Genomic DNA, 13801 nt, shown 5'->3' on the forward strand with positions numbered 1-13801 from the left:
ACTGTTGAGTTCTCAAGCAACACACCCCGAATCGCACCACCATCACAGCGGCCTTATCCGAAGCAGTCATTCCTAGCAGTTTTTGGTGGGACACCCACTCAATCGCCTGAGGCGAGAGCTTGGTTCGCGTCCCGGTCGGCCGCTCGGTTTCCCTGGCGACGAAGAGAACTTTACATGGCCGGAAACCCCCGAAAACAGGGGGGTACCTTAACGACATTCGCGCAGGTCAGAGGCCATAAACGAGTCCAGACCCGGCGATCACGCGGTGATCGCCCCGGGAGCCCGCAGGTGAACTCCCGGGCAAGAACATTGCTCCGAGTACATTGCACCGTATTGATCCCGGCGATTGCTCCGATTAGCGTCGGGCTCATGAGTACTGCGGAACTCGACGGCATCTCCGTCGCTTACGACGACCTCGGCACCGGGTTGCCCGTCGTCCTCGTCCACGGCCACCCCTTCAACCGTTCGATGTGGCGGCCCCAGGCCGGACGCTTCAGCCGGGAGGGCTACCGGGTCATCACCGCGGACCTCCGCGGGTACGGCGAGACGACCAAGCCGGCAAAGGACCAGAAGACGGGTCTCGAGGTCTTCGCGGCCGACATCGTCCGGCTCGCCGACCACCTCGGTCTGGAGCGCTTCGTACTGGGCGGCCTCTCCATGGGCGGGCAGATCGTCATGGAGTTCCACCGCACCTACCCCGAGCGCGTCGCCGGGCTCCTGCTCGCCGACACCTCTCCCCAACAAGAGACGGAGGAGGGCAAGCGCGTCCGCAACGAGATGGCGGACCGCGTCCTCGCGGAGGGATTGAACCCGTACGCGGAGGAAGTGCTGACGAAGATGGTCGCCCCGGAGAACGTCCGCACGATGCCGGACGTGGCGGCGCACGTCCTCGGGATGATGCGCACGACGCCCAAGGAAGGAGCGGCGGCCGCGCTCAGGGGACGGGCCGAGCGTCCGGACTACCGGGAGAGCCTCACCCGCGTGGAAGTACCAGCCTTGGTCGTCGTCGGGACCGAGGACGAGTTCACGCCGGTCGCGGACGCCGAACTCATGCACGACCTCATCCCCGGCTCCACCCTGGCGGTGATCGAGGGCGCCGCGCACATGCCTAACCTGGAGCGCGAGGCCGAGTTCAACGACGTGTTCGCACGATTCTTGAAAGAGATTGACTGATGCCCCAGAAGACCGTTTTCGTGACCGGTGCCAGCGCCGGGTTCGGCGTCGAGATCGTCCGCCGGTTCGCCGCCGACGGCGCCAAGGTCGTCGCGGCCGCGCGCAGCAAGGACCGGCTCGACAAGCTGGCCGGCGAGCTGGGCGAGAACGTCCTCCCCTTCGAGCTCGACGTCCGGGACGCCGACGCGGTGGCCGCGCTCCCCGGCACGCTGCCCGCCGAGTTCGCCGAAGTCGACCTGCTGGTGAACAACGCCGGCCTCGCGAAGGGGCTCGAGCCCGCCCACCGGGCGAAGCTCGACGACTGGGACCAGATGATCGACACGAACATCAAGGGACTCGCGCACCTCACCCGCGCTCTGCTGCCCGGCATGGTCGAGCGCGGCCGCGGGCACGTGATCAACATCGGCTCGGTCGCGGGCAGCTACCCGTACCCCGGCGGCAACGCGTACGGCGCGACCAAGGCGTTCGTGCACCAGTTCAGCCTGAACCTGCGCGCGGACCTGCAGGGCACCGGCGTCCGGGTGACCAACGTCGAGCCGGGCCTGGTCGGCGGCACGGAGTTCTCCGTCGTCCGGTTCGAGGGCGACCAGAGCAAGGCGGACAACGTCTACAAGGGCACGACGCCGCTGACGGCCGCCGACGTGGCCGAGTCCGTCTTCTGGGCGGCTTCGCAGCCGGAGCACGTGAACATCAACGTCATCGAGCTGATGCCGGTGGTGCAGAGCTTCTCCGCGCTTCATATCCACCGAGAGAGCTGAGGCCGAAGAGGTCGAAGAGCGCCTGCTGTTCCGGGTTCCGCTCGGTCAGCAGGCGCCGCGTCCGCGGTCGGCCGCCGGTGGACGGATAGCGCAGCACCGTCTCCCCTATCCCCGCGAGGCTGTCCATCAGTTCGCGGACCGAAAGGTTCATCCCCGCGCGGTCGGCCTCGCGCCGCATGAGGTGGGTGACCGTGGACGCGAGCACCGTGACCAGGGTGTGCACGGCGATCCGGTGCGGCGTCCACTCCCAGCGCGGGGCCGGACCGGCGACGGCGGGGCCGGTCAGCCAGCGGAACGTCGAGTCGAGGTGGGTGCGGGCCCGGTACGCGGTGACGACCTCGGCCACCGGCCAGTCGTGGTCGGTGACCAGCACCTGTTTGCCGAAGAACTCGTCGTGCAACCGCGACACCGCGGCGTCGTCGACCTTCCAGGTCAGCCGGATCTCCCCCGGCTTCGTCCCGGTCAGTGCCGGTGAGAGCACCCGTTCGACGCGACGGCCGCGGGTGATCCGGGCGATTTCGGCGTTCACCTGGCCGCGGTCGCCCCGGTACGTGCCCGAGGCCAGCGCGGCGTCGAGGCCGGCGAGTTCGCGGGTCGCGGTGCCCAGTTCCTCGCCGAACGCGCGGGCCTGCGCGTTGTGCAGGGTCTCCGAATGCGTGAGGATCACGCGCCGCCGCATCCCGGCGACCACGGCCCGGGTGTCGAGGGCGGTCAGCCCGGCGAACCGTTCCGGGTCGACCGGTTTGCGCGCGGACGGCGGTTTCGCCAGGAGTTCCGGATGCTCCGACAGCGGGAGCGCGCCGACGAAATGCCGCCCGAGGTCCAGTTGTGCCGCCTGGCCCGCGGTGAAGACGAGCGTGACGGGATACCGCGAGCGGAGTTCTTCGGCGAGCGCGGCGAACGGCGGCGCCCCTTCCCTCGGGTACACGTGCGACGCCAGCGGGATCGCGCCGTCCTTGGTCACCACCAACCCGAGACCGGCGAGTTCGCAGCGGCAGGGGTCGGCCGTGGTGAAGGTGGCGAACTGCGGGACGTCGACGGCGAGCGCGGCGTCGCCCGTCCCCAGCCAGGAGAGCACCGCGTCGGCGACCGCGGTCTCGATCCGCGCGATCCGTTCCGGCGTGAGGCGTTGCAGCGCCCGACGATGATTCGGCAGGTCGGCCTGGATGAATTCCCGGGCGACGGAGTCACGCCACCAGTCGGCTAACTGCGTTTCGGGGGCGGTCGCGCGGTGAAGGACGGCGAGCGCGAGATGCGTTCCCAGGGTGGTCGACGCGCGCTGGGCTCCGACGGCTTCGTCGACCCGGCGCACGAAGTCGAGCCGTCGCAGCGTGGCCCATACCGCCGCGACGTCGCCGAAGGTCCGGTGACGCGCTTCGCCGGGCGCGGAGACGTCGCCGTCCATCGCGCGCCCGATCTCCTCGGCCGTGCCGAGATAGCGCTGCGAAACCACCCTCGGCTCGCCGTCGACCCGCGCGGAGGTGACGAGGTAGTAGTAAGTCCGCCCGCCGACCTTCTTACCGATCACCGAAGCCACACTTTAGGTAATACACTCGCGGCCCCTGATCGGCAACCAAGATCATGCGCTGACCAGCGGAAACAGTGACCACACCCACGTGGGTGACGCGGTGGCGGGATGCACACTGGCAGGTGGAGCGAGTCCGGCCATAGCGTGCGGGAATGGCATCCCCTGCTGACGCGAACGCCCCCACCACCTCGGCGATGCGCCGGGCGCTCGCCAGGGCGCGCGACGGGAAGACCCTCGACATCACCGAGGCCTCGATCCTGCTCCAGGCGCGCGGCGACGACCTCAAGACGCTGTCCGAGCACGCCTCGAGGGTCCGCGACGCCGGGCTCGTCGCGGCCGGCCGTCCCGGCGTGGTCACCTACAGCCGTTCGGTGTTCATCCCGCTGACCCGGCTGTGCCGGGACCGCTGCGGCTACTGCACCTTCGCGACGGTCCCCGGCCGCGTCGAATCGCCGTTCCTCTCCCCCGACGAGGTGCTCGACATCGCCCGCAAGGGTGCCGAGATGGGGGTCAAGGAAGCGCTCTTCACCCTCGGCGACCGTCCGGAGGACCGCTGGAAGGCGGCGAAGGACTGGCTCGACGCGCACGGCTACGACGACACGCTGTCCTACGTCCGGGCGATGGCGATCCGGGTGCTCGAAGAGACCGGCGTCCTCCCCCACCTCAACCCCGGCGTGCTGAGCTGGCAGGACTTCCAGCGGCTCAAGCCGGTCTCGGCGTCGATGGGCATGATGCTGGAGACGACGGCGAAGCGGCTGTACACCGAGAAGGGCGGCCCGCACTACGGCTCGCCGGACAAGGACCCGGACGTCCGCCTGCGGGTGCTGGAGGACGCCGGCCGCAGTTCGGTGCCGTTCACCACGGGCATCCTGATCGGCATCGGCGAGAACTTCGAAGAACGCGCCGACTCCCTGTTCGCCATCCGCAAGGTCGCGAAGACCTACGGCGGCATCCAGGAGGTCATCGTCCAGAACTTCCGCGCGAAGCCGGACACGAAGATGCGCGCGACCCCGGACGCCGATCTCGAAGAACTCGCGGCGACCATCGCCGTCGCGCGGCTGGTGCTCGGACCGCGGATGCGCATCCAGGCGCCGCCGAACCTGATCGGCCAGCAGTACGAACTGATGCTGAACGCGGGTATCGACGACTGGGGCGGCGTCTCGCCGCTGACCCCCGACCACGTGAACCCCGAACGCGCGTGGCCGCAGATCGACGAACTCAAACGCCGCACCGAGGCGCTCGGGTTCACCGTGCGCGAGCGGCTGCCGATCTACCCGGAGTACGTCAAGGCGGGCGAGCCGTGGCTGGACCCGCGGATGAACGCGCATCTCGCGCCGCTGACCGACACCGAAACCGGGCTCGCGATCGAAGAGGCCATCCCGGTGGGCATCCCGTGGCAGGAGCCGGACGGCGGGTGGAAGGAGGCCGGGCGTACCGATCTGCACGTCGAGGTCGACACCGTCGGGCGCACGGAAGACCGCCGCAGCGACTTCGACTCGGTCTACGGCGACTGGGCCGAGATCAAGGGCAACATCAAGACCGGGCCGCAGCGGTTCGACACCGACATCCGGGATGCCTTGCGCAGCGCGGAAAAGAACCCCGCCGGGCTGTCGGACGACGCGGCGCTGGCGCTGCTGCACGCCGACGGGCCGGAGCTCGACGCGCTCGCGAAGATCGCCGACGACCTTCGTCGCGAGGTGAACGGCGACGACGTCACCTTCGTCGTCACGCGGAACATCAACTTCACCAACGTCTGTTACACGGGCTGCCGGTTCTGCGCGTTCGCCCAGCGGCGCACCGACGCCGACGCGTACACGCTCTCGCTGGAGCAGGTCGGCGACCGCGTCGACGAGGCGTGGGCCGCCGGTGCGACCGAGATCTGCATGCAGGGCGGTATCCACCCGGATCTGCCGGGTACCGCGTACTTCGACCTCGCGGCGGAGGTGAAACGCCGTCAGCCGGACATCCACCTGCACTCGTACTCGCCGATGGAGGTCGTCAACGGCGCTTCGCGGACGAACCTCTCGATCGAAGACTGGCTGGCGCGGGCCAAGGAAGCGGGCGTCGACTCGCTGCCGGGCACGGCCGCGGAGATCCTCGACGACGACGTGCGCTGGGTGCTGACGAAGGGCAAGCTGCCGACGTCCGAATGGATCAACGTCGTCACCACCGCGCACAAACTCGGCATCACGACGACGTCGACGATGATGTACGGCCACGTCGACACCCCGGCGCACTGGGTCGGGCATCTGAAGCTGCTGGCGAAATTGCAGCGGGAAGGCCTGGAGCGCAACGGGCGGCGCGGGTTCAGCGAGTTCGTGCTGCTGCCGTTCATCCACCAGAGTTCGCCGATCTACCTCGCCGGGCTGGCGAGGGCGGGCACGACGCTGCGCGAGAACCGCGCGGTGCACGCGCTGGCCCGGCTGCTGCTGCACGGGATGATCGACAACATCCAGAGTTCGTGGGTGAAACTCGGCGAGGAGGGCAGCCGCGCGGTGCTGCAGGGCGGGGTCAACGACATCGGCGGAACGCTGATGGAGGAGACGATCAGCCGGATGGCGGGCGCGGCGAACGGGTCGTACAAGACGATCAGCGACATGCGCGCGATGGTCGAGCCGCTGGGCCGTCCGCTGCGCCAGCGGACCACCGAGTACGGCACGCCGACCGCCGAGCGGATCGCCGCGGCCCAGGCGTCCGACGGCGTCGCGACCGCGGTGCGCCGTCCGCTCTTGCCGCTTGTCACCAGCTGACGAAAAGCCCCTGACGGCCCCCTGACCCGAGTCAGGGGGCCGTCACGTTGCGTGTGGCACCGCTCACAAGGCGCGGGGGTCGTGGGCGTTTTCTGTGCTAAACCCGAGAATCACTTCCGGGCAGCCGAGAGGACGTCGATGACCGCGAGCGCAGTCCAAGTGGCCGATACCGCCCGCTATCCGTTGTCCGAACCGGGAAGCCCGGCGTGGCGCGAAATCGTTTCCCGGACCCGCGCCGAACTGCGGGAAACGGGCTGCAGTGTGCTGGCCGACTTCATCCGTCCGGAGTTGCGTGACGTCCTTCGCCGCGAAGGGGCGAAGATCGCTCCGGAGGCGTACGCGAAGGTCGAACGCGTCAACGCCTACAACATCGCCATCGACACTCCGCTGCCGGAGGACCACCCCGGCCGCACGATCATGGAACGCGGCAACGCTTTCGTGGCGCGAGACCGGATCCCGGCGACCGCGGTGATCCAGCAGCTGTACTCGAGCCGCGAGTTCCAGCGGTTCGTGGCCGACTGCTTCGAACTCCCCGAACTGCACGAACTCGCCGATCCGCTGTCCGGTCTGGTGCTCAACGTGATCGAACCGGGCCGCGCGCACCCGTGGCATTTCGACACCAACGAGTACACGGTCAGCATGCTCACGCAGGAAGCGGCCGACGGCGGTGTCTTCGAATACTGCCCGAACATCCGCTCCGAAACGGCGGAGAACTTCGACGACGTCCGTGCCGTCCTGGCGGGCGAAGGCGATCACCTGATCAGGCGGCTCACTCTCCGTCCTGGCGATCTTCAGCTGTTTCGCGGACGCTTCGCGCTGCACCGGGTGAGTAGTGTTCAAGGGGCAGTCGCCCGCCATTCCGCGATCTTCGCGTACAGCGAGCGCCCTGGGGTCATCGGCAGTCCGGAGCGGACGAGACAGCTGTTCGGCCGGGTCCTGCCGGAACACGTCGCTTCCGCGGCGGTCCGGGGCGATCAGCTGCTCGACTAAGTCAGGAGCATGGCCGTGCCTTTGGATTCGACCGGCAAGATCAATTTCGACGACATCTACACCGCTCCCGATCCACGCGCCTTCTTCGGCACCTTGCGTCCGCTGGACTACGACATCCCACAGCAGGCGAAGGCCTACTTCGCGAAGCTGATCGACGAGTACCGGGCGGAAGCCGACGTCAAGGTGCCGACGGTGCTCGACCTGGGCTGTTCGTACGGCGTGAACGCGGCGCTGCACAGATGCGACACCACGATGGAACGGCTGTACGACCACTACGCGTCCGCCGGTTCGCTGAGCCGGGACGAACTGATCGCGCGCGATCGCCGGATGGTCGAGAACGACGACGTCCGCTTCATCGGCCTCGACGCCTCCGCGCCCGCGCTGGACTACGCGCTCGCAGCGGGCTTCATCGACGAAGCGATCCACGTCGATCTGGAGAACGAAGAACCGACGGAGGAACAGCGCGCGTTGCTGTCCGAGGTCGACATCGTCATCTCGACCGGCTGCGTCGGCTACGTCACCGAGAAGACCCTCGTGCGGATCGCGCGGGAAAACCGGCCGTGGATGGCGCATTTCGTCCTCCGGATGTTCTCCTACGGCCCGGTCGCCGACAGCCTCGGCGAACTGGACTACGAGACGACCGGGGTCGAGGGCGTCTTCCGGCAGCGGAAATTCGCTTCGGATGAGGAACAAACGCAGATCCTGGACAATCTGTCCGTCGCGGGCGTCGACCCGCGTGGGCTGGAGGACGGCGGCCGGCTGTACGCGCGGCTGTTCGTCTCCCGCCCGAACGGCGCGGCGGGCGGGCTCGCCTCCGCGCTGAACGCCCTTCCCCTTCGAGATCAAGGATGATCGTGAGCAGTCCGGAACCGTCCACCCGCACGTTCGGCAACGAGGACATCCTGCCGCGGGTCCCCGTCCCCAGCTTGGAGGACACCTGCCGCCGGTTCCTCGAGTGGTGCTCGCCGCTGCTCACCCCCGGCGAACTCGCCGAGACCGAAGGCGCCGTCACCGAGTTCCTCGCCGAAGGAAGCCCTGCGCACGAACTGCAGAGCGCGCTCGAGGCCTACGACAAGCGCGAAGACGTCCGAAGCTGGCTCGACACCTTCTGGCCGTATCGGTACCTCGGCCGTCGCGACCGGATCGCGCTCAACGCGAACTTCTTCTTCCTGTTCACCGACTCCCCGTTGGGACAGCTGGAACGCGCGGCCGAACTGACGGCTTCGGCGGTGGACTACAAGCTGAAGCTCGACGAGGAGCTGGTCCCGCCGATCCTGCTGCGCGGGCAGCCGCAGTCGATGGTGCAGCACAAGTTCCTGTTCTCGGCGACGCGGATCCCCGGCTCCGTGCAGGACACCGCGCGCACGCCGTACCGCGAGGACTGGCCGGGGCCGTCGAGGGCGCGGCACATCGTGGTCTTCCACCGCGACACCCCGTTCCGGATGGACGTCATCGCGCCGGACGGCCGTCCGTATTCCCCCGAACAGCTGGTCGCGGGACTGCAGGCGATCGTGAAGTCGGGGAACTTCATCGAGGACCCGCAGACCGCCGCCGGGCATTTCACCACCAAGGCCAGGGCCGAGTGGGCGGCGACGCGGGAAGCGTTGCTGGCGGCGGGGAACGCGGCCGCGCTCGACGACATCGAGACGGCGTTGTTCTGCCTGTGCCTGGAGGATTTCACGCCGTCGGGCACGCAGGAGGCGTGCGACGCCCTGCTGCACGGCGACAGCGGGAACCGCTGGTTCGACAAGGCCGTGTCGCTGATCGTGTTCGAGGACGGCACGGCGGGGATCAACGTCGAGCACTGCGAACTGGACGGGACCACGATCCTCGGGTTCACCGACGCGCTGCTCAGCGGGACACGGCTGGAGCGGCCGCCTGCCGACGGGGTGCCGTCGTCCGAGGTCATCGAGTTCGTCCTGGGTGACGCGCTGCGCGAAGACGCCCGTGCCGCCGCCGCGTCCTTCGCCGCGTACGCCGACGCGACCGCTACGAAGACGGTGTCCTTCACCGACTTCGGTGCGAAGCGGGCGAAGGAGCTCGGAATGTCCCCGGACGCCTTCGCGCAGATGGCGTACCAGCTCGCGCACAAGCGGGCGAAGGGGATCACGGGCGCGACGTACGAGTCGATCGCGACGCGGCAGTACCAGAACGGGCGCACCGAAGCGATGCGGGTGGTGACGCCCGAGGTGCTGTGGTTCGTCCAGGTGATGAACGACCCGCAAGCCGACCGCCAGACCCGTCAGGCGGCTTTCCGCGCGGCGGCCGCGAAGCACGTCACGCGGGCGAAGGAGTGCCAGGCGGGCGACGCGCCGGAGCAGCACCTGTGGGAGCTGCAGCTGATCCAGAAGCGGCGTGGCGTCGAGGACTCACCGTCGCTGTACTCGTCACCCGGCTGGCTGAAGATGCGCAACGACTACCTGAGCACCAGCTCGGCGCCGTCGGTGAACATCCAGTACTTCGGTTTCGGGTCGACCAGCCCGCAGTGCATCGGCGTCGCGTACGTGCTGCTGCCGGAGTCGTTGAATCTGTACCTGTGCACGCCGAAGCACGTGGCGCACGAGATGGAGCTGTTCGCGACGGAACTGACCGGGGCGGTGCGGGAACTGCAGGAGCTGCTGGCTTCTTGAGGGTCTGAAACGGGCCGAAGGCGTCCTTCACCGCGTCGGATGCGGTGATGGACGCTTTCGGCCCAGGTAAGGTTCCGGCGTGCTGGGGAAACTGGGGTCACTGGGTGGATTGCTGCTGATCGTGGCGGGGTGCGGTGAGCCCCCGCCGCCACCGCCGCCGGTCCCGCCCACCGTCCACACGCCGGATCCGGGCCCGGTGGTCCCAGCAGGCTGTCTCGACACCGGCGTGACGGTGAAGTCCGGGCCGGTCGAGGCCGCACTGGGCCATCGCGCCGTCATACTCACCCTCACCAACTGCGGCACGACCCCGCGCACGCTTACCGGCTATCCCGAAATCCGCTTGCTGGACAAGGAAAAGCGGCCGATGAACGTCGCCGTGGAGCACGGCACGTCGTATATGGCGATCGATCCCGGCGTCAGCCCGCAGACGGTCCAGCCCGGCGGGACGCTGCTCTCGGTCGTCTCGTGGTCGAACACGGTCACCGTGGGTTCGCCGGAGGCCGGTGCCTATGTGACGGTCGCGGCGGTGAAGGGCGATCCGGAGCAGCGGATCACGGTCGACACCGACCTCGGGAACACGGGCAAGCTGACGCTGACGGCGTGGAACGCCAAGCTCAAGAACTAGGGTTCTGTGACGAGACCGCACGGCTTCGCGACGGTTCCGCCGCAGGCCACGGCGAGCACGACGAAGCGCCCTTACGATCGGTGAGCCTTTCGATCTTGGGGGAACCATGTCGCGCATCCTGCTCGTCGAGGACGACGTCGCACTCGCCGAAGCGCTCACGCTCGCGTTGAAGGCCCTCGGCCACGACGTCGTCGTCGCGCCGACCGGGGAGCGGGCGCTGGAGGCGCTGTTCACCGACCGGCGCGAACTCGATTTCGTCCTGCTCGACGTCATGTTGCCCGGGATGGACGGGTTCGAGGTGTGCCGCCGGATCCGCGCGCGCAGCCGGGTGCCGCTGGTCCTGCTGACCGCCCGCGGCGACCCGATCGACATCGTCGCCGGGCTGGAGTGCGGAGCCGACGACTACGTGGTCAAACCCGCCGAGCCGCGGGTGATCGACGCGCGGATCAAGGCGATCGGGCGGCGTGCCGTCACCGCTCCCGGGCCGTCGGCCGGTCAGTTACGGGTCGGGCGGCTGGAGATCGACGCGGCCGCGATGAGTGTGACGCGCGACGGCGTCGAACTGGCGCTCACCGCGACCGAGATCCGGTTGCTGGTCGAGTTCGCCGAGCATCCCAACCAGGTACTGAGCAGGCGGACGCTGCTGAAACGGGTCTGGGACTACGGCTACGTCGGCGATTCGCGGATCGTGGACGCGGCGGTCGCGCGGCTGCGGGCGAAGATCGAGGACGATCCGGCGAATCCCGTGGTGCTGAAGACCGTCCGTGGACTCGGCTACCGGTTGGTGGGCGAATGAGGTTCGGACTGCGTGCCCGGGTGACCGCGGCGGTCGTGGTGGTGACCACGACGGCGACGGTGGTCATGGCCTTCAGCGCGGCCAAGATCCAGGAGGACGACGCGCTCGACCGGTTCACCGCCGCGGCGAAGATGTCGTTCGGGGCGATGTTCGGCCAGGCATGGCCTCATCTCGAACAGTCCATGGCGGGCTCCCCCCGGGCCTTGGAGATGTTCTCCCAGGGAATGGACAAGGCCGCGGCGGACTGGATGCTCGTCACGAGCCATCCCCAGCTGACCAACGACGACTTCAAAGCCCCCGAAGGACCTCTCTCGGTCGTCAAAGCCTCTTCGCAAAGCCACGACTGGACGACGGATGCCGAGAACGCGGCCCCTCCTGACCGGCGAGCCGCGCTGGAAAGCGTGCGAAACCTGGTCATCCAGCGGACCCAGGGGCCGGAGAAGCTGTTGTCGGCGACCACGACCGATCCGGCGACCGGGCGCAGGCTCCTGGTGCTGAGCGGGAACTTCGTCGCGTACTGGGTGGTGCAGTTCTTCGACCTCACCGCCTTCGAGCAGGATCTGGCCGCCCAGCGCTGGAAACTGGTGTGGATCGCGCTCGGTGTCACCGTCTTCGGCGTGGCGGCGGCCGTCTTCGCGGCGGGCCGGATCCGGCGGCCGGTGCTGCGAGTCGCCTCCGCCGCGCGTGACCTGGGCGACGGCGCCTTCGACGTCCGTGTCCCGGTGAAGGGCCGCGACGAACTCGCCGATCTCGCCGCGTCGTTCAACACGATGGCCGATCGGGTCGGCGCGGCGATCGGGGAACTGCGCGCCAAGGACCGCCAGCAGCAGCGGTTCGTCGCCGACGTCGCCCACGACCTGCGGACCCCGCTCGCGTCGATGGTCGCCACGGTCGACACCCTCGACGACGCCGGCCCCGAGGTCAGGACCCGCGCGGCCGAGTTGCTCGGGACGCAGACCCGGCGCCTGGCGCGGCTCGTCGAGGATCTGCTGGAGATCTCGCGGTTCGACGCGGGTTCCGCGGACCTGCGGCCCGAACTCGTCGACCTGCCCGCGCTCGTCGAGGACGCGATCGAGGTCAGCGTGCCGGAAACGCCCGTCCAGGTGACGAGCACCGGCGACACGACCGTCTCCGCCGATCCGCGCCGCGTCCACACCATCGTGGGCAACCTGCTGGTCAACGCCGAGCGGTACGGCCGGACGCCGATCACCGTGTCGGTGGAAGGCCTTTCCGACGCGGTGCTGATCCGGGTCTCCGATGCCGGACCCGGCGTACCCGAGGAGTTGCGGCCGATCCTGTTCGACCGGTTCGTGCGTGGCGATCACGCGCGCCAGGCGACCGAGGGCAGCGGGCTGGGGTTGTCGATCGCCAGGGAGAACGCGCTGATCCACGGTGGGGACATCACCGTGGACAACGATCGCGGCGCCGTTTTCACCGTGCGTCTTCCACGGGAGTCACCAGCGTGAGTCCACGTGGCGTATAGCCGTCGAAATACGGCAACGGGATGTGGGTCAGGACCAGCAGGAGCGCGGCCAGAACCCCGATCTGGGGCAGTTTCAGTTCGCGGTGGCCGAGCCAGAGCCACACCACCACGAAGAAGTTGGTCATCAGCAGGAAACCCCACCGGGCGTCGTCCCAGCCGCCGAACGCGAGCAGCACCGGCGCCCCGATCGCGGCGGCGGGCACCACGGCCGCGAGCGTGGGCCGGTGCAGGTACAGGAAACCGCCGAGCACCACGGCCGCGATCGGCAGCAGGTAGAGCAGGACACCGGTGATCGAGTACAGCCGCCAGCTTTCGGACTGGGTGCGCCCGAACAGATCCAGCGCGTCGGCGCGGTAGGCGAAGTCCGCTGTGGACAGTGAGCGCCGGAGACCGTCGATGGTGCCGGGAGCGGCGGGCGGCAGGGCGAGGATCCCCAGGCCGAGTGCCGCCGCCGGAGTGAGCAACGCGCACGCGCGCCGGAACGGAACCTTCCGCAGCAGGGCGAAACCGAAGATCGGCAGCACGGTGAGCAACGCGATCTCGTGCACGGTCACCGAAAGCGCCATCACCGCGCTCGCGAGCACAGGTCTGTTCCGGTGCACCGCCCACAGCGCGCCGGACAGCAGCAGATACAGCACCTGGTCGAGGTAGCCGACCTCGTGGAACAGGTAGCCGCCGGTCGGCGACAGGAGCCAGCCGACGATCAACCACCGCCGGCTTTCGGTGCGGCTGTGGAAGAAGACGAGCGTCACGACCGCCAGTAGCGCGCCGAGGATCGCGAAACTCGCGACCGCGAAGACCGTGTAGTCGTGCCCGAACGGCTTCAGGAGCGTGCCGACGAGGAAACGGCGGTGGAATCCGTCCGTCAGGGACACGGCCTGCAGGGTCGCCGCCCACTCCCCCGGCAATCGGAACCCGGTGTAGCCGGCGAGGAGGACGGCGATCGCGAACAGTGCGGTGACGCTTCGTCGCGAAGTCTTCCCGGCGACGGGGACCGGGGCCCGCTCGAGCAAGGTGGTCATGACGCCAAGCTAGGAACGGATCATCCCACTGTCGTGATGGTCCCGC

11 protein-coding genes are annotated in these 13801 nt (G+C 68.7%); 9 read left to right on the top strand and 2 right to left on the bottom strand.

All coding sequences use genetic code 11. The features are described from left to right. Positions 1 to 369 precede the first annotated feature (369 nt). Positions 370 to 1173, top strand: a complete 804-nt coding sequence (locus DMC64_RS24120; protein ID WP_125735387.1) for an alpha/beta fold hydrolase — start codon at positions 370 to 372, stop codon at positions 1171 to 1173. Then, a complete protein-coding gene (locus DMC64_RS24125) occupies positions 1173 to 1931 on the top strand; it encodes an SDR family oxidoreductase (RefSeq protein WP_125735388.1) in 759 nt (252 codons plus the stop codon). The genes DMC64_RS24120 and DMC64_RS24125 overlap by 1 nt, the downstream gene beginning before the upstream one ends. Here the strand turns inward: DMC64_RS24125 and DMC64_RS24130 are convergent. Beyond that, positions 1870 to 3468: a transposase gene (locus tag DMC64_RS24130; protein ID WP_125735389.1), complete on the bottom strand. Its 1599-nt coding sequence runs from the start codon at positions 3466 to 3468 to the stop codon at positions 1870 to 1872. The genes DMC64_RS24125 and DMC64_RS24130 overlap by 62 nt on opposite strands. A gap of 185 nt (positions 3469 to 3653) precedes the next feature. Here DMC64_RS24130 and DMC64_RS24135 point away from each other — a divergent pair, with 185 nt between their 5' ends. From DMC64_RS24135 to DMC64_RS24165, 7 genes are all read left to right on the top strand, one after another. Further along, positions 3654 to 6209 (top strand): bifunctional FO biosynthesis protein CofGH, encoded by a 2556-nt coding sequence (locus DMC64_RS24135; RefSeq protein ID WP_233629824.1) that lies wholly within the window; start codon positions 3654 to 3656, stop codon positions 6207 to 6209. A 138-nt stretch (positions 6210 to 6347) separates the two neighbouring features. Further along, on the top strand, positions 6348 to 7199 hold the full coding sequence (locus tag DMC64_RS24140) for an arpA protein (RefSeq protein ID WP_125735391.1): 852 nt from the start codon (positions 6348 to 6350) through the stop codon (positions 7197 to 7199). Positions 7200 to 7208: 9 nt separating this feature from the next. Then, positions 7209 to 8051: a class I SAM-dependent methyltransferase gene (locus DMC64_RS24145; RefSeq protein ID WP_199755075.1), complete on the top strand. Its 843-nt coding sequence runs from the start codon at positions 7209 to 7211 to the stop codon at positions 8049 to 8051. Then, entirely contained in the window at positions 8048 to 9829 is a 1782-nt protein-coding gene (locus DMC64_RS24150) for a choline/carnitine O-acyltransferase (RefSeq protein ID WP_199755076.1), read from the top strand. Before DMC64_RS24145 ends, DMC64_RS24150 begins: the two co-directional genes overlap by 4 nt. A 79-nt stretch (positions 9830 to 9908) precedes the next feature. Then, a complete protein-coding gene (locus DMC64_RS24155; RefSeq protein ID WP_125735393.1) occupies positions 9909 to 10454 on the top strand; it encodes a DUF4232 domain-containing protein in 546 nt (181 codons plus the stop codon). A gap of 106 nt (positions 10455 to 10560) precedes the next feature. Beyond that, a complete protein-coding gene (locus DMC64_RS24160) occupies positions 10561 to 11250 on the top strand; it encodes a response regulator transcription factor (protein ID WP_125735394.1) in 690 nt (229 codons plus the stop codon). Next, a complete protein-coding gene (locus tag DMC64_RS24165; protein ID WP_125735395.1) occupies positions 11247 to 12716 on the top strand; it encodes a cell wall metabolism sensor histidine kinase WalK in 1470 nt (489 codons plus the stop codon). Before DMC64_RS24160 ends, DMC64_RS24165 begins: the two co-directional genes overlap by 4 nt. On the opposite strand, the gene DMC64_RS24170 is transcribed toward DMC64_RS24165, so the two are convergent. Further along, positions 12682 to 13755, bottom strand: a complete 1074-nt coding sequence (locus tag DMC64_RS24170) for a hypothetical protein (RefSeq protein ID WP_125735396.1) — start codon at positions 13753 to 13755, stop codon at positions 12682 to 12684. The two genes, DMC64_RS24165 and DMC64_RS24170, sit on opposite strands and share 35 nt — an antisense overlap. Positions 13756 to 13801 lie beyond the last annotated feature (46 nt).

The sequence above is a fragment of the Amycolatopsis sp. WAC 04197 genome (assembly GCF_003947475.1).
In the GTDB taxonomy this organism is placed as follows: Bacteria; Actinomycetota; Actinomycetes; order Mycobacteriales; family Pseudonocardiaceae; genus Amycolatopsis; species Amycolatopsis japonica.

Coding starts and splice junctions, on each gene's coding strand:
- DMC64_RS24135 (WP_233629824.1), top strand. CDS start 3,654: ATGCGCCGGGCGCTCGCCAGGGCGCGCGACGGGAAGACCCTCGACATC.
- DMC64_RS24160 (WP_125735394.1), top strand. CDS start 10,561: ATGTCGCGCATCCTGCTCGTCGAGGACGACGTCGCACTCGCCGAAGCG.
- DMC64_RS24165 (WP_125735395.1), top strand. CDS start 11,247: ATGAGGTTCGGACTGCGTGCCCGGGTGACCGCGGCGGTCGTGGTGGTG.
- DMC64_RS24150 (WP_199755076.1), top strand. CDS start 8,048: ATGATCGTGAGCAGTCCGGAACCGTCCACCCGCACGTTCGGCAACGAG.
- DMC64_RS24120 (WP_125735387.1), top strand. CDS start 370: ATGAGTACTGCGGAACTCGACGGCATCTCCGTCGCTTACGACGACCTC.
- DMC64_RS24170 (WP_125735396.1), bottom strand. CDS start 13,755: ATGACCACCTTGCTCGAGCGGGCCCCGGTCCCCGTCGCCGGGAAGACT.
- DMC64_RS24140 (WP_125735391.1), top strand. CDS start 6,348: ATGACCGCGAGCGCAGTCCAAGTGGCCGATACCGCCCGCTATCCGTTG.
- DMC64_RS24125 (WP_125735388.1), top strand. CDS start 1,173: ATGCCCCAGAAGACCGTTTTCGTGACCGGTGCCAGCGCCGGGTTCGGC.
- DMC64_RS24145 (WP_199755075.1), top strand. CDS start 7,209: ATGGCCGTGCCTTTGGATTCGACCGGCAAGATCAATTTCGACGACATC.